At 54.0% G+C, this 21,070-nt stretch carries 17 protein-coding genes; 10 read left to right on the top strand and 7 right to left on the bottom strand.

What is annotated here, in order from left to right; all coding sequences use genetic code 11:
• The first annotated feature begins 178 nt into the window (after positions 1-178).
• The 3 genes from glaH to CFN46_RS10060 all read left to right on the top strand — a co-directional run bounded on the left by glaH (position 179) and on the right by CFN46_RS10060 (position 4,575).
• Positions 179-1,141 (top strand): glutarate dioxygenase GlaH, encoded by a 963-nt coding sequence (glaH, locus tag CFN46_RS10070; RefSeq protein WP_088743429.1) that lies wholly within the window; start codon positions 179-181, stop codon positions 1,139-1,141.
• A gap of 70 nt (positions 1,142-1,211) precedes the next feature.
• Positions 1,212-2,453 carry an L-2-hydroxyglutarate oxidase gene (lhgO, locus tag CFN46_RS10065; protein ID WP_088743512.1) on the top strand — a complete coding sequence of 414 codons (1,242 nt, stop codon included), beginning with the start codon at positions 1,212-1,214 and terminating at the stop codon, positions 2,451-2,453.
• Between the two features lie 277 nt (positions 2,454-2,730).
• Positions 2,731-4,575: a type VI secretion system Vgr family protein gene (locus CFN46_RS10060; RefSeq protein ID WP_254918457.1), complete on the top strand. Its 1,845-nt coding sequence runs from the start codon at positions 2,731-2,733 to the stop codon at positions 4,573-4,575.
• Here CFN46_RS10060 and CFN46_RS17745 read toward each other — a convergent pair.
• The gene (locus CFN46_RS17745) at positions 4,537-4,824 is read right to left on the bottom strand and encodes a hypothetical protein (RefSeq protein ID WP_254918456.1); all 288 of its coding nucleotides are present in this window, start codon (positions 4,822-4,824) and stop codon (positions 4,537-4,539) included. The genes CFN46_RS10060 and CFN46_RS17745 overlap by 39 nt on opposite strands.
• Between CFN46_RS17745 and CFN46_RS17740 the strand changes: the two genes are divergently transcribed.
• The 6 genes from CFN46_RS17740 to CFN46_RS10040 all read left to right on the top strand — a co-directional run bounded on the left by CFN46_RS17740 (position 4,804) and on the right by CFN46_RS10040 (position 11,306).
• Complete coding sequence (locus CFN46_RS17740; RefSeq protein ID WP_369597145.1) at positions 4,804-5,328, top strand: DUF2345 domain-containing protein; 525 nt, start codon at positions 4,804-4,806, stop codon at positions 5,326-5,328. The two genes, CFN46_RS17745 and CFN46_RS17740, sit on opposite strands and share 21 nt — an antisense overlap.
• Positions 5,329-5,338: 10 nt before the next feature.
• A complete protein-coding gene (locus tag CFN46_RS10055; RefSeq protein ID WP_176426453.1) occupies positions 5,339-6,268 on the top strand; it encodes a DUF4123 domain-containing protein in 930 nt (309 codons plus the stop codon).
• Complete coding sequence (locus tag CFN46_RS10050; RefSeq protein ID WP_088743427.1) at positions 6,265-9,051, top strand: T6SS effector BTH_I2691 family protein; 2,787 nt, start codon at positions 6,265-6,267, stop codon at positions 9,049-9,051. Before CFN46_RS10055 ends, CFN46_RS10050 begins: the two co-directional genes overlap by 4 nt.
• Before the next feature lie 8 nt (positions 9,052-9,059).
• Positions 9,060-10,094: a DUF6708 domain-containing protein gene (locus CFN46_RS17440; protein WP_141103653.1), complete on the top strand. Its 1,035-nt coding sequence runs from the start codon at positions 9,060-9,062 to the stop codon at positions 10,092-10,094.
• A gap of 90 nt (positions 10,095-10,184) precedes the next feature.
• Positions 10,185-10,463, top strand: coding sequence for a PAAR domain-containing protein (locus tag CFN46_RS10045; RefSeq protein WP_088743426.1), 279 nt, complete (start codon positions 10,185-10,187; stop codon positions 10,461-10,463).
• Positions 10,464-10,718: 255 nt separating this feature from the next.
• The gene (locus tag CFN46_RS10040) at positions 10,719-11,306 is read left to right on the top strand and encodes a GNAT family N-acetyltransferase (protein WP_088743425.1); all 588 of its coding nucleotides are present in this window, start codon (positions 10,719-10,721) and stop codon (positions 11,304-11,306) included.
• Positions 11,307-11,391: 85 nt separating this feature from the next.
• Here the strand turns inward: CFN46_RS10040 and CFN46_RS10035 are convergent, their stop codons facing one another.
• The 4 genes from CFN46_RS10035 to CFN46_RS10020 all read right to left on the bottom strand — a co-directional run bounded on the left by CFN46_RS10035 (position 11,392) and on the right by CFN46_RS10020 (position 18,667).
• Positions 11,392-12,156, bottom strand: a complete 765-nt coding sequence (locus CFN46_RS10035) for an SDR family NAD(P)-dependent oxidoreductase (RefSeq protein WP_088743424.1) — start codon at positions 12,154-12,156, stop codon at positions 11,392-11,394.
• 306 nt (positions 12,157-12,462) lie between these two features.
• Positions 12,463-13,938 (bottom strand): mannitol dehydrogenase family protein, encoded by a 1,476-nt coding sequence (locus CFN46_RS10030; RefSeq protein WP_088743423.1) that lies wholly within the window; start codon positions 13,936-13,938, stop codon positions 12,463-12,465.
• Between the two features lie 147 nt (positions 13,939-14,085).
• Entirely contained in the window at positions 14,086-15,846 is a 1,761-nt protein-coding gene (locus CFN46_RS10025) for a cytosine permease (protein WP_088743422.1), read from the bottom strand.
• A gap of 541 nt (positions 15,847-16,387) precedes the next feature.
• Positions 16,388-18,667, bottom strand: coding sequence for a molybdopterin cofactor-binding domain-containing protein (locus tag CFN46_RS10020; protein WP_088743421.1), 2,280 nt, complete (start codon positions 18,665-18,667; stop codon positions 16,388-16,390).
• Between the two features lie 349 nt (positions 18,668-19,016).
• Here CFN46_RS10020 and CFN46_RS10015 point away from each other — a divergent pair, with 349 nt between their 5' ends.
• Complete coding sequence (locus tag CFN46_RS10015) at positions 19,017-19,496, top strand: MarR family winged helix-turn-helix transcriptional regulator (RefSeq protein ID WP_084487933.1); 480 nt, start codon at positions 19,017-19,019, stop codon at positions 19,494-19,496.
• A gap of 155 nt (positions 19,497-19,651) precedes the next feature.
• On the opposite strand, the gene CFN46_RS10010 is transcribed toward CFN46_RS10015, so the two are convergent.
• Positions 19,652-20,296 carry an N-carbamoylsarcosine amidohydrolase gene (locus tag CFN46_RS10010; RefSeq protein ID WP_024950872.1) on the bottom strand — a complete coding sequence of 215 codons (645 nt, stop codon included), beginning with the start codon at positions 20,294-20,296 and terminating at the stop codon, positions 19,652-19,654.
• 10 nt (positions 20,297-20,306) lie between these two features.
• The gene (locus CFN46_RS10005; RefSeq protein WP_024950871.1) at positions 20,307-21,059 is read right to left on the bottom strand and encodes an Asp/Glu racemase; all 753 of its coding nucleotides are present in this window, start codon (positions 21,057-21,059) and stop codon (positions 20,307-20,309) included.
• Positions 21,060-21,070: the final 11 nt, after the last annotated feature.

Genomic DNA, 21,070 nt, shown 5'->3' with positions numbered 1-21,070 from the left:
GTGTGTGAATCGAGGTTCGAGGCAATGAGAATGTCATTGGCAGTGCTAGTAGAGATTAATTTTGATGTTTTTACAAAATGTAGATATTTTCTAGAGTGTCAGCGCAAGAATCACTTTTCCTCGTCGAGGTGGCTGACATGCTCGCGGCGCTGCCCGCCGGAACTCAGGAGATATCATCATGACCATTTCAACTCGATTGACCGATCTTGCCCCACAGGGCTTCACTATCACGACGTCTGATCAATCATCTCGACTACTGGCGCTGACACTCGATACCGAGGTCGTCGCGGCTTTCGCCATGGCGATGGAGGAGACGCCGGTGCAGGCGCTAGAGTACAAGTCGATGCTGCGCTTTCGGGCCGCACGGGTGTTGGATGAGCTGTGTGGCAACACCCTCCGGCCATTACTGATCAATGCGATGGTGGACCGTGCGACCGGTGGGTTACTGGTCACACCAAGCAGTCTCGACCGCGTTGAGCAAGCTGATGATATGGTCAAGCTGGCAACCGCTGTAGCGCACTGCTTCGGGCGTTCCAACTTTGATGCCATGAGCGGCCAGTACTATGCGCGCTTCGCAGTAAAGAATGTTGATGAGTCCGACAGCTATCTACGCCAGCCGCACCGTGTGATGGAGCTGCACAACGATGGTACCTACGTCGAGCAGGACACCGACTATGTATTGATGATGAAGCTCGATGAGCAGCACATGGAGGGCGGTGACTCGTTATTGTTGCATCTGGATGACTGGGCTGAGCTACCACAATTCTTCAACCACCCACTCGCGCGTCGCGAGATGCGCTGGTCTTCACCGCCCAGCAAGAATATCGGCAAGGATGTCTTTCATGCCGTCTTTGCGCTGGATGCGCACGGACGCCCGGTGATGTCGTATATCGATCAGTTCGTACAGCCGCGTGACTTTGAAGAGGGTAATTGGCTGACGGATCTCTCCGAGTCACTGGAAAGCAGTTCCGCACGGTTATCAGTCCCCGTCCCTGTAGGCAGCTTCCTCTTGCTCAACAATCATTTCTGGCTGCACGGGCGAGATCGTTTCACACCGCATCCGGATTTGCGTCGTGAGCTAATGCGCCAACGCGGCTACTTTACCGACCGTCAGACTCTGGCCAATCCATTGCATGGCTGATCTAGTGGACGACATGTCACGTTGCTCGACCCGAATGACTGTTTCTTTCTATTGATCCTGTGAGGTGCCGGTGTACGACTTCATCATTATTGGCGGCGGTATTCTGGGTATGTCGACCGCCATGCAGCTTATCAAGACCTATCCCGACCGACGGATGTTGGTGGTGGAAAAGGAAAGTAGCCCCGCGCAGCATCAGACTGGCCACAACAGTGGTGTGATCCATGCAGGTGTCTATTACACACCTGGCAGTCTCAAGGCGCGCTTTTGTCTTGAAGGTAATATCGCCACCAAGGCTTTCTGCGACGAGCACGATATTCCCTATGAGTCCTGCGGCAAGCTACTGGTCGCCACCGATGCACTGGAAATGCAGCGCATGGAAGCGTTGTGGGAGCGCACGGCAGCCAATGGCCTGACTCGTGAATGGCTTGATGCCGCACAGCTACGTGAGCGTGAGCCGAATATCCAAGGTATCGGTGCTATCTTCGTACCCTCGAGCGGCATCGTCGATTACGCCAAGGTGACGGCTCGCATGGCGGTGCTTTTTGAACAGGCCGGTGGCGAGGTGTGCTATCAGGCGGCAGTGACGTCAATTGAGGAGCGCGAGGACGCGGTGGTGGTCACCACCTCTCAGGGTGACTTCAGTGCGAGTCATCTGGTGTCTTGCGCCGGACTGATGGCCGACCGGGTGGTGCGTATGCTCGGTATCGAGCCTGATTTCACTATCTGCCCCTTCCGTGGTGAGTACTATCTGCTGCCAGAGCAGCACAACCGGATCGTCAATCACCTGATCTATCCAATCCCTGATCCCTCAATGCCGTTTCTTGGCGTACATCTGACTCGAATGATCGACGGTACCGTCACGGTTGGGCCGAATGCGGTGCTTGCGCTCAAGCGTGAGGGCTATCGCAAGCGGGATATTTCTCTGAGTGACATGACCGAAATGCTAGGAGATGCAGGGATTCGCAAAATGTTGCGCGACAACCTGCGTCCCGGGTTTACCGAGATGAAGAACTCGTTGTTCAAACGGGGTTATCTCAAGAATGTGCAAAAGTACTGCCCGAGCATTGCGCGCAGTGATTTGACACCTTATCCCGCGGGTGTGCGTGCCCAGGCCGTATCTCGTGAGGGACGTTTGATCGAAGATTTCGTGTTTGTAAACACAGCCCGCACCATCAACGTCTGCAATGCACCGTCACCAGCAGCAACCTCCGCTATTCCCATCGGGGCACATATTGTCGAACGTGTGATTGAACACCTGACTCCGTCTACCGAGATTGGCTCGATGTCCTCTACCGGCGCGTTATCTTCCTGAGCGTCAGCCATGGCCCGTTATCACCAATCGCGAAGGCGGGTTTTATCTGCTTCAACCCTCCGCCGAGCCAAGAGGTGGCGTCCCATACTCAGCCGCTATTGAGGCCATTCAATAGCGGCTGAGTATGGGGATTTATCAAGCTTTGCAGCACCCTTTACCCTGGATGCTCCATTAACTAAATGCATCTATTACTATATGCTGTATGACCTAGCTGAGAACCAAGGATGGTCATCCGCAGCCAGGCAACCGCCTACGTTAAATGCCAGGGACGCTGAATATGTCGGATTCATGGGTGCTGGATTCTTTACTGTCGTCATTTGATATCTCACTGAGTCAGAATGAGCGCCTGCTCACTCTGGAGATGAGTGACGCAGACTTCATTCCTCATCGTCTGGTGGCAGAAGAGCGCCTCTCACGGCCCTTCGCCTACACGCTTGACTGCATCTCACAAAACGGCGATATCGAACTCAAGACGCTGATGGCGCAGTCCGCTGTGCTGTCAGTGCGTCAAGCGAATGGCGACTATCGCAAACTCTCCGGGTTGGTCGAATCGGCGGCGCTGCTCGGTGAGGACGGTGGCGTCTTCTATTACCAGCTGACGCTGGTGCCGTGGATGGCCATGCTCAAGCTCGGGCGCGACAGCCGCATCTTCCAGGACCTCACTGCCGTCGAGGTGATCGAGTCGGTGTTCTCGAACCACGCCATCGCGCAAGGCGAAGCCCAGGGTGGCTGGCGGTTGGATCTGCGCCGCGAATATCCGGCGCGCAGCTACTGCGTGCAGTATCGCGAAAGCGACTTCCAGTTCGTCAATCGCCTGATGGAGCAGGAAGGGCTGTTCTATTACTTCGAACACGCCTCTGATGACAGCGACTTCAATGGCCACCGCCTCGTCATCACCGACGATGTCGCGACCTGCGCACCGGTCGAGCCGCAGGTCATCCGCTTCCACCGTCAGGATGCCACCGAGCTTGAGGACTCCATCACCCAGTGGAGCGGCCGCCGTCAGCAGCAACCGACCCGCGTCAGCCTCGGGACGTTTGATTACAAGCAGCCGGGCCTGGAGAAACGCTCCGGTCAGGACACGCGCACCGATCAAGGCAACCTTAGCGAGCAGGAAGTCTACGACTATCCCGGCGAGTACTATTTCGATGATCACTCGCGCGGCGAACGCCTGACCGTCAATCGCCTCGAGGCCCATGAATCCCGCGCCAAGCGCTTCTACGGCGCCGGGGGTACCCGCCAGTTGAAGGTCGGCCGCTGGTTCGAACTCAGCCAGCACGCCCGCCATGAAGACGGCGATTCCAGTGAGCGCGAATTCCTGGTGCTGGGCCTGACCGTCTGCGCCGAGAATGCGTTGCCGGTGTCGGCGCACCTCAAGGCGCTGCCGGGCAGCCTGCTGGCGCGCATGGCCGAGGCGCGCCAGGCGCATGGCCTTGAGAGTGATGTGCAGGACGACTACGCCGATGTCGGCACCGGTCAGTACCTGATCGACTTCGAAAGCCAGCGCCTCAGTCAGCCGTATCGTCCGTCGCTCGATCACCCGCGCCCCAATCTGGGTGGCCCGCAGACGGCGATTGTCGTCGGGCCTGAGAATGAAGAGATCCACACCGACTCGCTCAACCGCGTGCGCGTCCAGTTCCACTGGGACCGCAGCGAGAAGGGCGCCGCCGACGCCAGCTGCTGGCTGCGTGTCGCGCAACCCAACGCCGGTGCTGGCTGGGGCAGTGTGTTCGTGCCGCGTATCGGCCAGGAAGTCATCGTCGACTTCCTCGAAGGCGACGTGGATCGTCCGCTGATCACCGGACGCGTCTACAACGGCGACCAGACCCCGCAATGGCACTCCAATGGCCTGCTCTCTGGCCTCAAGAGCAAGACCTATCGCGGCAACAAGTACAACGAGCTGGTATTCGATGATGCGACCGATCAGGAGCGCGTGCGCCTGAACTCGGAGCACGAGAAGTCCCAGCTCAACCTCGGTTATCTGATCCACCAGCAGGGCAACACGCGCGGCAGCTTCCGCGGTACAGGCTTCGAGCTGCGCTCGGACGCCTATGGGGCGATTCGTGCCAACAGCGGCCTGATGCTAAGTAGCTGGGGCCAGATCGCCGCCAGTGGCGAATAGCTGGATCTCTCTCCTGCGCAACAGCAGCTCGCCAGTGCCTATCAGCTGGCCAATACGCTCAGCGACAGCGCCACCAGCCACAACGCCGAGGCGCTCGCGGCGCGCACGCAGATCAAGCAGGCCAGTGACGATACCCAAGGCACCTATGGCGCCGATGACAGCGGTAGCCGCTTTGACGGTAGCTCCGCTCAGAGCGCTACCAATGGCGGGCGAGGGCAGGCGGCGCGCCTGAATGCCCCCTGGCTGCATCTCACATCACCTGCCGGCATCGCCACCAGTACGCCGGAATCGACGCACCTGGCACAGGGCCGCTCGCTCAGCGTCACCAGTGGCGAAGACATCAACCTGGCCACCGGACGCAGTCTGATTGCCTCGCTCTCCGAAAAGTTCTCGCTGTTCGTGCAACGTGCCGGCATCAAGCTGTTTGCCGCACGCGGCAAGGTGGAAATGCAGGCGCAGAGCGACGCGATGGAACTGACCTCCGAGAAAGGCATGACCATCACCTCCACCGAAGGCGCTGTCACCCTCCAGGCCAAGAACGAGATTCTGCTTTCCAGCGGCGGCGGTTATCTCCGCCTGAGTGGTGGCAACATCGAAGTGCATGGTCCGGGATTGGTGGACGTCAAAGGCGCGCAACACAGCTTTGGTGGGCCGGCGAGCATGGAGGCCAGCATGCCGGAGCTACCGGAAGGCGGCTGTGAGACACAGATGACAGGAGCCGATGATGACAATGCCGGCGCCGTTGCACTGTGAGGGGAATCGCATGACGGATGTCATCAGTGATATGAGAGAAGACTCCCGAGTCGTGCAAGCCACTGATAAGGCCAGTGAGCCATTGTCAGAGTTAGTGGCACAGCATCGGTTTGCCTTGCTCAATCCATTGACCGTGGAAGAGATGGACTGGAGTGATTTGCCCTCACAGCCATTGGAAAATGCCGCAGCGAAGATTCGCCCGCATCTGATGCCGCGACTGGTGCGCTTGCATGAACTCTCCGACGATCAACGAGATGCACTGACGACACGTATTGAGCGTTACCAAAAACGAGGAAGTGCCTTCTTCTGTGCCCTACTGGAAACGCAAGCCTCGACTGAGCGCGTCGCGACACATCTACAAGAGCACCTTGTACAGCGGCGCAAGGGAGATTCGCGTCGCTGGTGGCTGCGTTTTTATGACCCCCTCGTGTTCCGTCATCTGTGTTGGCAATGGCAAGACGATCAATTGGATCGTTTGCTTGGGCCTATCTCCGCCTGGTGTTGGCCGGGGGAGGGTGGTCAGTGGTATCGGCGACGCTATCAAGCGGATACCGAAGCGCGCTATAGCTATCTCTTTTTGGAGCCACAGCAGTGGACGCAGATCGATCGCATCACGCTGCTGAATGCCTGCCTGATGAATCTGCAAGTCTTCGCACCACAGCAACCTCAAGCTCCCGCACTCTGGCAGTGGGTTGATAACCTGATAGTGAACGCCAGGAACATCCCGCTGGCCAGTGATCGAGACTGCCAACGCTACGTCGAACAAGCTATCTGTCACCATCCCGATATTCACGCCCATCCAGAATTGCGTGCCCGCCTTGACCGCATTCGTGAGCAAGGCGGCAGCTACATCACAGCCTGCAAAGATCTCGACGCTGCCACGCTGGAACGCCTGGCAGCCGACATGAATTCCCGCATTACCCGCAAGGAGGCCCCATGAGCGCCGACGACACGACATCCATCGCCAATTGTTCATTCTGCCGTGGAGAAGGCCTGCCTATCTTGCCAGTGCGCTACGCCATCGCACGCACTGACAGCAAGATCCCTGCGCCACGCGCACCAGTCGTCAATGGCCCCTTCGGTGAAGGAGTGACAGATGTCGCGACGTTGCCCGACGGGCAGGACTACACACTACGTTTGATGCGTGCTGGCTTCCTTTACGTCTACAACGAAGCGGCGGGGACATGGTCGGGTTATGTGGTCACCGAGAAGGGATATCTCTATGCCTATGTCAAAGAGATAGAGCATTCATTGCTGGTGGCAATGGATCCTGCAAATCCGACACAAGGTGTCAGCAATAAGCTTAAGACTCCGTCTAGTAAAGTAGAATTTTCTTGTGCTGCCAATAACTCCGCACATCAATATCCAGGGCGCTGTATTTCCATACCGGATGCTGCCAACGCCGATAATATCTATCTTGCTTTTTCTGATACTGCTTGGACAAACCGGGTCTGGCATGAGCATGCTACAAACGCAGTCATAGAAGGAACATCGACTCATCGACATGATCAGATGCGCCAACTCTCCCTTGCTGAATGGCGCGGCGGACAAGCCAGTCATGCTTCTTCAATTAGTACAATATCCCAATATGTTGCTGAAGCATCGATTGAAAAGCTGTCAGATAGTCAAATCAAAGATTCCATAGATGAGACTGGTCTTGAATTTAGCTTGGATCCAGTGAATGGAATAGCTGATGACGTCGATAATTTAGTGAGCTGGGCAGAAAGTAAGTCTGTAGATGACGTACCTGCTGTTATGATAGCTTTGGATGATCCTGTGGGTATAACATCAGATATAGCTCCGCTCATTTCTATAAAAGTTAAAGAATTTATGGCTGAGCCTGATAGATCATGGCCATTACAAACGCATGCATTGATTGGAAGCTTTAAAGAAGCTATTAATGAGAAGACCGTATACGATTATATATCTGATGAAGTAAAATCCTCAAATCTAAGAGCAAGCGATCGTATTTATGCTATGCATGGTGGTGGGCCTGGAGCAAGAATGTATGCTGATACTGATCATAATTTAAATATTAGGAAAAAGCATATAAGTGATGCAGTAAATAATATTGATACTAAAGATTTAAAAGAGAAGATGGAGGATGATTGGAGCAATTATGAGAATAGAATAAGAAGTAGTTATGACAAAAGTGGGAAGAAAACATTAAAAAGTGATAGCTGGAAAAATGAAGTATATCAGAAGCAGGTTAAGATTTTCGAAAAAAAACAAATCGCACCGTTAATAAAAGCACACTATAGCTGGATTATTTCAGATTTGATAGAAAACAATTTAACATGCAATTATGACGACTTGGTTATTGAGTCGGGTTTATCTTATACGGCTGTCGTATTGAAATGTATATCAGATACTCAGCAACATGGTTTGCATCATCTGAAATATGAAGAGTGGCTGAATTCATCTCAGATAGATAATAGTAACTATGTTATGAATGCTCTTTGCTTAAACAATAAAGTATTGAGAGAAGAAGTGTTTGTGTCTAAGGCGAATACTAGTTATGATGATCGTGGGTTTATAACTCTTCCTTGGACTAATTTGATTGATACGTTTAATGCAGCTATTGAAGAATCCCCAGTTGTAAAAAATAGTATTGCAGCGATGTTGGGTGCTGTTACGTCACCACTTGTTAAAAGCATGGCATCTAAAAAATTTATTGTAAGCAGCCCTATACATAAAATGTTAGGAGCCTTTGCAGGTATGCCGGTGGATAAGGTTACTATACGTAATGGAAATGTGAGCGATTTAATTGAATCAATTAGATTAGCTATGGTAGATATTAATCCAGAGTTTAAGCGTATCAATCCTCAAATCTTTAAGTATAAGATGGATGTATGGACTCGTCGCACAGGTAGATCTGATGTATCAACAGGTGCTGGTAAATTTAATTTTTCCGTTACTTATAATAGATTTGTACTAAAAGCGGCAGCAGTAGAATTGACAGAACAAGACTTATTAAATCTAGCTAAAAGGAGTGTATTTCAAAAAATATCCGATGTGGAAAATAAAAGTATAAGCGATAGTATCAAATCTGGCTTTGGTCATGGAGCTTCTAGTGCTCTAGTGACAATGATTACTATGATTGTTGGTCAGGCAGCTTATATAGAACAAAGTAAAGCACTAGTTACAGCAACTAGTGAGGGGAACAGAATATATATAGAAGGAAAGCTCAAAGCTATAGCAGCTGGGATTTTTTCCGCTGCAGCTGATCTTGTCAATCTAACTATTGTTGGCTTAGCATCTCTGGCTAAATCGGCTTCCATTATATTAATTAAAGCTGTTTCTACGTTCCTTACATATGCCACATTCGGTTTAGGTTTAGTATCAGCTTTATTGTTTTCACTACTCGATATATTTTCAGGCTATGAGTCTGCTCAAAAAGGCGACTATGTAACAGCTGGCCTTTATATCATATCAGCGGTCTCTGGTATCGCATCATTTATTACTGTAACAATTGCAATCTCTGTCGCGACCGGATTTGGAATTGGTGCGGGAGCTGCTACAACTCTTTTAGGTTTAAGTTGGACTGGATGGGCAGTAATAGCATTCCTAGTTCTTATACTTGCAAATATTTTTATAGTAATTTGGACTGATGACAAAATTCAGACATGGATTGGGCGTTCCTACTTCGGAGATTATAATAAAGAAGATAGATTTAGTAGTTTGAATGAGCAGCAATTGAACTTTGAATCTATAAATAAATAGGCGATAATATGGATTTTTTAGGATTAGAAAAAAAAGGTTTTTTTGCTCACAAACTTAATAGAGAATTGTCTGATGATGAATTAACTAATGAGCTTGATCGTAATGTCAAAGCTAGCGATAGTCCTAGAGATAATTTAAACATAATTAAAGTCAATGATTCATATTTAGAGATAATAGATAAATGGTATGTATTTAAGGGTTTAGTAACTTTTGCAGGCTGTTGTTTTTCAATATATTTAATATTGATGCTCTCCGTTTTAACATATGGGACAGTAAAAAATAATGATCCATCTGCGATATGGTTTCTAATTTTTGCAGTAGTTATACATTTACCTATTTTTTATATAACAATTCGATTACTCTCTTTAGAGCTTTTTCAGAAAACACACTATCCAATTAGATTTGACTATAATAAGAGAAAAATATTTTCTTTATTACCTAAAGGTGGATATGTTGAGACGAGCTGGGATGATGCGTTTATTTTTATTAAGAGAGCAAGGCACCCTTTCTCTATACATCCTTCAGCATCATATCATTATGAGATTTGTGTACATGTTTTGTCTAGTGACCGTAAGCTGGTAAAGCAAACATTCTCTTTGGGAAGCTTTTCAGAAGCGAAGAATGATGCAATAAATTTTTGGGAGTTTGTTCGGCTATATATGGAGGATAGTTCTAGTCATAACATGCTTTCTCGTAACGTTAGGCATTATCTCCCTATTGACACTAAGGCCGAAGAATTTAGACTTAGTGTTGTATTGACAATGGCACCAATAAGTAGCTACCCTCTTTTACAACTGATAACATCACCAATAAGCTGCCTTTTCGTGTTAGGTAGAAGATTGTCAATAATTACTAGTACAGTTCCTAAATGGCCTAAGGATAGTCTTGATAATAGAGTTGCTAAGCTAAGTATACGTCAGAATGAAAATACCTCTCTGAATTTTATAGATAGTACATGGCCGCTAATATGTTTTATTTTCGGGGCTGTAATCACCACGTCGTTAATAATTTGGGGTGGCCTGAATGTATACTATATTTTATAATATAGAGAAATCCTAGTTATTGACTCTGTCTATAAATTACTATTGTTTGACTCAGGTTTTTATAATAATCGATTAATTATGTAGGTGTTTATGTTCAGTTCCGGTGACGGCGTTATCGTGCTCGGTGATAGCACGACTCATGGCGGTAAGGTGGTGTCTGCCCAGTCCAACTATCTGCTGGAGGGCAAGCCAATCGCCGTCGTGGGCGATACTGTGGTGTGCCCCAAGGATGGCCACAGCAAGTGCAAAATTATCGAGGGGCATCCAACGATCAGCCTGAATGGCAAGCCTGTCGCATTTCATGGCTGCCATACCTCATGTGGTGCGACGTTGATTTCAGCGGCGAGTGGTACCCACGGCTTGGGGTAAACCCTTGAACTCACCATTGAGGTATCTGTTTTCGATGATCCCGTAGGCCTGGCTACGGGATTTTTCGTTTTGGCCCTATATGAATCCCCCGGTCGGGTTGTCAGTGAGAAGACGCGTGAAGCCATGCCCCTCAATAGGGTTATCTGCTGTGCATGAAGAGAGAGGTGGGAGTTGTCTCCTGTGAGGGCCTGGTGGTGTACTGACCTTCTGTTCTCTCTACTCATCCGCCGTGGAGAGCTGACTGAGGAGTCTGTCATGGTTACCTGGCCGGAGCCCTTTTCGGTAAAAGGGCAGTATGTCGCGTTGGTGCCGCTATCTCACGATCATCATGATGATCTGGTGGAGGCCACTGCCGATGGGCAATTGCATCGTCTCTGGTATACCAGTATTCCGGACAGTGCCGGGATGGCGGAGGAGATCGAGCGCCGATTGGCGCTGGAGACGATGTTGCCATTCACAATCTTGGATGTCGCAACGGGCAGGGCGGTGGGTATGACGACCTACATGAATGTCAGCCAAGAACATCGGCGTCTGGAGATCGGCTCTACCTGGTATCGTAAAGCGGTACAGCGCTCGCCAATGAATACTGAGTGCAAGCTGTTGTTGCTACGGCATGCGTTTGAGCAGCTTGGGTGTGTCTGTGTCGAGTTCCGCGCGCATGTCTTGAATCAGCAGAGTCGTCGTGCCATTGAGCGCTTGGGCGCAAAGCTGGATGGTGTGTTGAGATCCGACAGGATCATGGCCAATGGCACCGTGCGAGATACTGCAGCGTATTCCATCATTGCCAGTGAATGGCCGATGGTGAAAGCCAATCTGATAGGGCGGCTTGAGCAAGCGAGCTAAGACGCTGCTCGTATTCTGCCGCCCAGTAAACAGAGAGGAGTGCGGAAGCACGCTGTCTGGTTGTCTCTCTGGGCGATGCTGATGATCAGCGTGCCATCCAGCCACCATCGACGGTCATGATAGTGCCATGCATATAGTCTGAGGCGGCTGATGCCAGAAAGACGACAGGGCCTTTGAAGTCTTCTGCTGCTCCCCAGCGTCCGGCAGGGATGCGCGCGAGAATATCGCGTGAGCGTTCCGCGTCTCGGCGCAGGCCATCAGTGTTGTCGGTCGCGATATAGCCGGGAGCGATAGCATTGACGTTGACGCCTTTGGCTGCCCATTCATTGGCGAAGGCTTTGGTGAGCTGAGCAATGCCGCCTTTACTGGCCGCGTAGCCTGGTACGGTGATGCCACCCTGGAAGGAGAGTAGTGAGGCGGTAAAGATGATCTTGCCGTTACCGCGAGTCACCATCTGTTTGCCGATTTCTCGCGTCAGGATGAACTGGGAGGATAGGTTGATATCGATTATGCGGTCCCACAGTTCATCGGAGTGTTCGATGGCTGGAGCACGTTCGATGGTACCGGCATTGTTGATCAGAATATCGACCTGTGTAGTGCTTAGTTGTTCAGCCAAGCGATGAATGGCTGTGCGGTCTGAAAAGTCACAGGCGATACCGGTGAATGTGCGGCCTAGTGCTCGAATTCGTTCACCTACCTCGCCGCCACGCTCCGACATGCTGGCACTGACACCGATGATATCGGCACCGGCCTCTGCCAGCCCAATAGCCATGGCGGCACCGATACCTCGACTGGCACCGGTCACGATGGCTGTCTTGCCGTATAGCGTGAAGGTGGTCAATACACTCATGCTGAGACTCCTGCTCCATGGCACGTGAAGCTAGAGCCTTCCGTGTATGGTTGTAATCCTGTGGTTCATTGTCTTTCGTGTGATCCGCGCAGACTCATGAAGTCCAAGGTAGGTTAGATAAGGCTAAATCAAGACTACCTGAGACGTGTGTTCATGAGTAGTTGGCTAAAGTCGTTGTCATGAGTCGCAAGCGGGATAGTAATAAAAAAGCGAGACAGGCCTGAGCCTGTCTCGCTTTTTTACGTTCTGCCGCTGTCAAACTCGCGCGATATCCTGAACTTCGTCAATCATCAGGTATCAGCGATTTCAGGAAGCGACCAGCATTTCCAGCGTGGTGCGAGCGCCATTGTCGTGCAGGCTCTTGAGTGCCTTGAGGTAGGCATCACGGAAGCGCGGTTGGTCGACCAGATCGCCGAACAGCTCACGGTTATCGATGAAGGCGGTCGGCTCATCATGTTGACGGCTGGCACGCTCCATCAACTCTTCCTTGAGCGGATCGACCACGTCGATGGTTTCGCCTTGCTCATCCACGCCTTCGGCGTAACGTGCCCAGCTGGCCACGACAGCCGCGGTACGGCGCAATTCACCCCCATTCTCCAGCTGTGCATGGGCAACGGGAATCAGGAACTTCGGAATGCGATCAGACGTCTCGGCGCACAGACGGGCGAGGGTGTCTTTCACTTCCGGATTGGCGAAGCGTTCGATCAGGGTGCGGCAATGCGCATCGAGATCGATACCCGGCAGCTGGGCCAGCGTCGGGCGAGCTTCCTCGTTCATGTAGCCGAGCAGGAAGTCGACGATCAGCGGGTCGTTGCAGGCTTCGTGGGCGTAGCGATAGCCGGCCAGATAGCCGAAGTAGCACAGCGCCTGGTGGCCGGCATTCAGTAGACGAAGTTTCATCAGTTCATAAGGTTCGACGTCTTCCACCGGCTGCACGCCGGCGTCTTCGAAGGCCGGGCGGCCATTGGCGAAGTGGTCTTCCAGCACCCACTGGGTGAAGGGCTCGCAGACCACCGGCCAGGCGTCTTCCACGCCGAAGCGTGAGGACAGCTCTTCGATGTCATCCGGGGTGGTCACCGGCGTGATGCGGTCGACCATGGAGTTGGGGAAGGGCACTTCGGCTTCGATCCAGGCGGCCAGTTCGGCATCGCGTGCACGCGCGTAGGCGGTGAACATCTTGTGAGCGACGTTGCCGTTGCCCTCGATGTTGTCACAGGACATCACGGTGAAGGGGGCGACGCCGCGCTCGCGACGACGTGCCAGGGCCTCGGTGATCAGGCCGAAGCTGGTCTTGGCCTCACCCGGGTTGGCCAGGTCGTGCTGGACGTCGGCGTTCTCGAGATTGAATTCGCCGCTGACCGGGTGGAAGTTGTAGCCACCTTCGGTGACGGTCAGCGAGACGATGCGGATCGCCGGGTCGGCCATCAGCTCGATCACGGCATCCGGGGAATCCGGTGCAAAGCGATAATCGATGATGGAGCCCACCACGCGCGGCTCGTAGTTGCCGTCCGGGTGCTTGAGCACGACGGTGTAGAGGTGGTCCTGAGAGGACAGGGCTTCCTGCATGCGGCGATCGCCCGGCATCACGCCGACACCGACGATGCCCCAGTCCAGTGCCTTGCCCTGGTTCATCAGCTCGTTGAGGTACATGGCCTGGTGTGCACGATGGAAGCCGCCCACGCCGAAGTGGACGATGCCCGTGCTGACCGCAGCACGATCATAGGTCGGGGTGGCTACCTTGGCGTCCAGCTGAGTCAGACTGGCATTGGAGAGACGAGTCATGGGGGGAGGTCTCCTGCCGCGTATCGCGGTCGGGTCAAAAGAGGTAAAGAAGTCGTCGGTACTAACGACCAGCGGCGAAGGTAGCCCGGTGTCTTGGGACTACCTTCGCCGCTGGCCTGTCTATTTGCCTGTTGGCACGTTGTCGACTCAGCTAGTAGCGGGTGCTTGCTTGGCAGGCTGATTGTTGAATAGCGCCTTGCCGCGCTGAAGCTCCCAGTAGGCGAATGCAAAGTAGATCACCGTGCACCAGATCGTCACGTCATAGAACATCTGACGATTTGCCTCGTAGGTCGCCATGTCCGGGCTACCGAGCAGCACGCGAAGCGCCAGGACAAGAGGAACTGCGAGCCCCAATACCATCCAGATGGCCTTGATGACCTTGGTCAAGCCGGAGGTGTCCTTGATCGGCGCATAGTTCGTCGTGTCTGCCTGTTTGGCGTGCAGTGCTTCTACGCGCTGCTGGAAATCCTGCTCTGCGGCTTCAGCTTCCGGATAGGACGCCGCAGCACCTGCTTTCCTGGCCATCACGGTGTAGAGGGCGATAGACACGAACCAGGTCGGCAGGAACAAGTAATAAAATGGAATCAGATCCAGCGTCTCCAGACTGAAGCCGAAGATCAGCGAAAGACCCCAGGTCGCCAGTGCCGGTACGTTGTGCTTGAGGCCCTTGTAGCGTGCCCAGTAACGGCTGAAGCCGAGTTTTGGGAACAGATGGTGCTCGGCAAAGATGATACCGCCGACCGGGACCAGTACGAGGCCAGCATAGGTCAGCAGCGGCAACATACTGCGATAGACGAACGGGAAGCAGCTGAGCACGGCCACGCAGATACCGACGGCCAATGTTGCCTTGTTGCGCGACAGGTTGGGCATCGCGGACTGAGCGGCAAGACCTGCGCGATAGAGATTGGCGTTGGCGGTGGTCCAACCAGCGACAACCACGATCACGAAGCCGGCAGCGCCAAGGGCGTGCAGAGCAACCTCACCCGGTTCCAGCACTTCGATGCTGATACCCGCAACGGCAGCAGTCGCAGCGCCCATCAGGCCAGCAGAAATCCAGGCAACGTAGTGGCCGAACATCATGCCAGTGCCTGTTGCAAGGCCAGAGCGCATGCGCTTGGCATAGCGCAGCAGCGCCATGTCGATCAGGCCGAAATGAGAGAAGGTATTGGCAGCCCAAGCGAAACCAATGACTTCCCAGATGCCGATGCCGGCTTCACCATCGGAATTGATACCCGTGAAGACGGTGCTGCCTGCGACATCAATGAAATTCGAGAAACTGGTCAGGCTGGTGTTGCCGGTCACGGACTCAGCGAGTTCTGGCAATAGCACTAGGCCGCCAATGGTGAACATCAGCATCAACCACGGGGCACAGATGCTGGCGAATTCGGTTAGCGCATTGAAGCCATAAACCGCGACAAGTACCACGATGGCGGCAACGGACAACGCAAGCAGAATGAACTCAAAGCTGGTCGGATACGCCTGAGTCTGTGCGGGAATATCGAACAGAAGTCGCACTGCCGTTGCTGAGACAGTGATCATCGCCGCCGAGATGGCGGTGAAGATGATGACGTTGGCCCAGTTATAGAGGCGCGACATCGAATCACCGGCGATACGGTGTAGATAGGTGAAGAGGCTGAGACGCGTTTCGATGGCGATCGGCGTCGTGATCAACCAGAAGCTGAGAACGGCCAGGGCATTACCGATCAGCAGGCCGAACAGGATGTCCCATATTCCGGCACCGAGCGCAACGAAGGTTGCACCGATGACGAACTCGGTAGCGGCGACATGCTCGGCGGCGTAAAGACCGGCGAAGTGCGGCCACCGATGCAGTTTGTGACGTGGTACCGGCAGTAGTTCATCGTCCATCTGGGCGATTTGCCGATCCAGGTCTGGCGCAGTACTGGCCATGTTTGGCTCCTTTTTTACGGCTTATCTTGCTGCTCCTACCTGAGGCGTCACGTAAGTGCGATGGCGTTCAAACCAGCAATGACGAGGATAAGTCGTCAACCAAACGATCAAATTACTCAGTGTCGGTGCAAATGATCGGCGAATGGTTCTGAAAACGCAAAGCTCTCGTGCTAGAACTTTGGGCTATGTCGCCAGAATATCGCGCTTTCATGGTATGTCGAAGCCGCTGCATCTCCCATGACACGGGGCTTATAGCGAAAGCCAATATGAATCAATGACACGATTCAGCAAAGAAAAAATCCCTCACATCTGGTCATTGGCACGTATTCGGTCATTTTTTACGTATGAAGAGGGGCCAATGCCAAGAGAAACGACAAGAGTAATGCCGTTGCAAAATGCGCGGATGCGTACTGGCCCCAGTGATCGCACAGTCATCCGCGGCTGTCCTCAAGGATCATTTCGCAACGATGCTGATTCACGTGACAGGTGGGCGGGGGGCATTACTTTCTGCCGGGGAGAGGTAGGTAAAAGCATCAGGCTATTATGTGTTCAATCTTTCTTTCAGCGTCTCTCTCACTGCTTCAGGAGTGAACGGAGGCTGCAAGAAGCGTATGCCTGTCGCATCAAACAACGCATTGGCAATGGCGGGAGCGCCGGGCAGTGAGGTGGATTCTCCGACGCCCAGAGGTGGTTGGTCCGGTCGATCCAGCAGCATGACATCGATGTCGGGAATCTCGGAGAAGCGCAGTATGGGATAGCTGCCCCATTCACGGCTGGTCGGCAGGCCATGTTCAAAGCTGACGCGTTCCTTGAGGGCCCGGCTAAGCGTCTGGATGACATTGCCATGCACCTGGTGGCGGACACCGTCAGGGTTGATCATCAGTCCTGCATCTTGCCCGACAGTCAGTCGAGTGATGACGATGCGGCCGCTCTCTGGATGTACCTTGAGCTCGACGACCCATGCGGCGAGTGCCGCACCAAAGCCCGGGAATTTGCTGTGCACATACTGGGCGTAGGCGAATCCTCGTCCTGTCAGCCAGCCATCGTCATCGACACTTCCGGCAGGGGCAGAGTGCGCAACGCGTGTTTCCCAGCCTGCGCGTGTCGCCACACGCATGGAGAGTTCGATCGCACGCGAGTCCGTGAGTGCGTTGAGTCGATAGGCAACCGGGTCCTGCTTGGCGAGGTATGCCAGCTCATCGATGAAGCTCTCGTGGGCAAAGGTATTGGGCATGGCCGAGACGCCGCGTAACCAGGAGGCGCGCACCAGAGTGGGCACGTCATCGCAGCTGATGTCGCGTTGTGGATAGTGGTAGGGCGGTACGGATGTTCGATCGCCCATCTCGAAGGGCAGGTCGCTGGGCGTGGTGGCGCCGGTCAGCAGGAGTGCCAGGGTCGGTGAGTTATTCGAGGGATAGCGTGAATTGAAGCGATAGGCGATAGGGATGCCGTCTGCATCGATCGCTCCCGCGACCGTCATGAGCTGAGCGGCCCCCTTGGGTTCCCAGGCATGTTCCTGCGCGCGTGTCAGCTGGACGCGGACCGGGCGGCCCACCGCACGTGAGAGCAGGGCAGCATCCGCCCCGACATCATCAGCACAATTGCGACCGTAGCAGCCAGAGGCCTCCATGCGAGTGATCGTGATCTTCCCTTCATCCAGCGCCAACAACCGAGCGAGGTCCGCTCTCAAGCTATGAGGATTCTGAGTGCCTGACCATAGCGTCAGCTCGCCATCACGATAGTTGGCCAGTGAGCAGGAAGGGCCGATGGAGGCATGCAAGTGATAAGGCCATAGATAGGTACGCTGCAGTGAGTGGCTGGCAGTGTTCAGCGTGTCTTCGACATTCCCCTCTTTCAGCAAAGGGCGGTGCTTGGCGGGCAGTGCGCGCAATGCTTGCGCGATGTCATCCAGCACTGGAAGGTCCTCGCAGCGTCGCCATTCTGTCTTGAGCTTGTTCGCGATGGCAGCCGCTTGCTCTTCGCGCTCCGCGACTACACCCACGAAGTCACCGATGACCACGATATCTACCAGCCCCGGCATGCCCATCACGGATTGAGTATCGACATCCATCAGGCTGTGGCCGATGAAGTCACCGCGATCATGTCCTATATAAGGAGGGCGAACGACAGCTCCGTGCAACATGTCTGGCAGTCGCATGTCGTGAACGAAGGTCAGTTGGCCCATGGCTTTTTCGGGGATGTCGACGCGTGGTGTCGGCTTGCCGACAATTCGATAGTCGCTCACTGGCTTGAGAGTGACCTGCTCCTCAAGCTTGAGGGCATGTCGATGTCCTTTGAGCAGCTCGCCATACGCGATACCGTGAGTGCTGGCGTGTGGCGCCTGCGAGGGCTGTATTGACTGCACTCGACCGCCGGAGCAGCGCAACGTCGTGCGAGATACGCCAAGGCGTTTCGCGGCCAGATCCAGCAGATATTCTCGAGCCTGGGCCGCCGCGCGCCGAAGGGGAGCAGCCGTGATCTGAATGGTGGCGCTGGCAATGGTCGGCCCCTGGTTGGGTACCTCAAAAGGATGGCCCAGCACCATGCTGACCTGTGCGTAGGGGACTTCCAGCTCTTCGGCCACGATCTGGGCAAGTGAGGTGCGAATGCCGGTACCCAGATCGACATGACCATTGAAGGCCATGACGTAACCATCCTCGAGTATCGCAATGAAGAGTTCCGGCTCGAGAGGAACGAAATCGGAATGTGTGCCGGGCTGGCCAGGGGCAGGCCTGGGGGGAATGACAGGGTCACGGTAGACCACCAGTACATCAGTGCTGGTGAGGAGTGCATGGCGGTCTGGCACTGATGGGCGAGTCATGTCGAGTCCCTGTTGGTGGTTGGATATGAGGTGATGGCCTGTCAATGTCTTGCATCAGTCGCTGACCGCTACTCGTCATGCCAGTCCCTTCTTTCAGGTGCCGAGGTCATTATTCATGGTGTATACATGATGAATATCGAGGGTCAATCTGCCAGATGACTTGAGATTAATATCCAGATACTTTCTTTTATAGTCAATCTTTCAAGCTGTTGATGATGTGGTTGTCGCACACTGGTCACACCGTGTTGTTAAGGTGTACACCTCATTATATTGGTATGATCCCCTTCTTGAGTCATTGCCAGACGGGATACCTGCCACTAGTCGGGGCCGTATATTTCAAGGATGCATTATGACGATCGACAGACAGGACAAGACGATGCCCGGCACGGAGCATCCGACTCCAGCAGAGCAGGGCTATGATTTTTCCGAGCAGGTTGGCCATTTGCTGCGCAAGGCGTATCAACGTCATACGGCCATCTTTCAGCGTCACTGCAGTGATTCGCAATTGACGGCTATTCAGTTCGTGACGCTGTGTACCGTGATGGAGCGAGGGGCCAGTTCACTGACGGATATCGTCAAGGCGACCGATATTGATCCTGCCACCATTCGCGGAGTCATCAAGCGTCTCAAGGCGCGCGAGTGGGTGACACTGGCGACGGATCCCGCTGATCAACGCAAGGTCATGGTGGCGATTACCGAAGCCGGCGAAGCATTGGTCGAGAGCATGATTCCGGTGGCGCACCAGATTACTGATCAGACCATGAGCAAGCTCAATTCTGCTGAGCGCATCGCGTTGCTGCATCTGCTTGAGAAGATGAACAGACCCTAGTCATGAGTCATCGGCGTCGTGTTCGGTGCTCAGTCTAGTGAGAGCTCGATCTAGCAAGGGCTCAGCCTAGTGAGGACCTAGGCTCGAGAGGGCTCAGGTATCGCCGAGAATCTGTCGACAAGCATGCCCAGCGCATCATGGCTGGGCATGCTCATTCACGCTTGTTGCAAGTGCTCAAGCGTCTCTTTCAGTGATACGACGTCACCATATTTACTGTCGATGTCGAACAGATTGGCTTCATGAGGCGCGGGATGCCGGTCACCGACGCATTCACGTACCACCATCATCCGGAAGCCATGCTGCACACCATCGACGGCAGTGGCGCGAATGCAGCCGCTGGTAGAGCAGCCCACCACGATGAGAGTGTCCACGCCCATTGCCACCAACGTGGAGGCCAGCGAGGTGCCGAAGAAGGCACTGGCATATTGCTTGGTGATGACGAGTTCGTCATCTTGCGGCACAACCTCCTGGCAGAATTCTACATAGGGGCTGCCGGGCACCATGGCGCGCATGACGGGCGCCTTCTTGACCCAAATGCCACCATCACGCTGGTCAGGTGCCTGATAGAGAATGTTGGTGTGAATGACGGGAGTGCCGGTATCGCGAGCACATGCGAGCAATGCTGGCATTCTCGCCACGGCTTCCACTACGCCAGGGGCATAGAGAGGCGACTCGGGCTTGATATAGCCCTGCATGAAATCGACGACCAGCAAGGCCGCCTTGCTGCCAAAGCCCAGGCGTCCATCCCAGACACCTTTGTAGTTGTCTGCTGCCGCAGTGTCTTGATCAAAGGATTGCATGCCAGTCTCCTCAGTAGGCGCCAGACAGTAGCGCACCAGCACCGGGGACTACCGGCTCCAGTTCCAGCGCTTTCAGCATGGCATAGGTCGTCGCGATGGCCGCAGTGATGACCGGCTTGCCCGTTAGCGCCTCGACCTTGGCCACGGCCGAGAGTGACGGCATCTGGACACAGGCCGAGAGTACGATGGCATCGACCTCGCTCACATCCATGCTGGCCACGATCGCTGGCAGGTTGTCTGGATCATGACGAGCAACATCAAGATTGTTGGGGATTTCCAGCGCCCGATAATCGAGCACATCAATCCCTTCCTCGCGAATGTAGTTCACGACCATTTCCGTCAGCGGTTTCATGTAAGGGGCAACGACGACGACGCGCTTGGCGCCTAGCACTTCCAGCGCATCGACCAGTGCACCGGCACTGGTCACGACCGCGGTCTCCGCGCCGTTGTCGGCAGTGCACTGGCGCAAGCGTTGTTGAGACTCGCGATGATACCCAGGCCCCATCGACATGATGGCGACGAGACAGGCATAGCCCATGACATCGACCGCTGCGTCCGAGAGCTCCAGTGCACAGCGATCGGACTGGGCATCCATCGCTGCCAGCTCTTCCTTGGCAACGGTCTTCATGCGCATCCGGCTGGAATGGAAGGTGAAGCGCTCAGGGCGAATGAGTTGCCGTGCTGTCAGCATGGCGGGAATTTCCGTCTCCATGGTGATGTTGGAGCTCGGGACGATCTGGCCGATACGGTAGGTCTTGGTCATGACGAATATCC

The sequence above is a fragment of the Cobetia sp. QF-1 genome, from assembly GCF_002213105.1.
Taxonomy (GTDB): domain Bacteria; phylum Pseudomonadota; class Gammaproteobacteria; order Pseudomonadales; family Halomonadaceae; genus Cobetia; species Cobetia crustatorum.
Note: the sequence above shows the minus strand (reverse complement) of the source record. Positions and strands in the feature narration are given on the sequence as shown.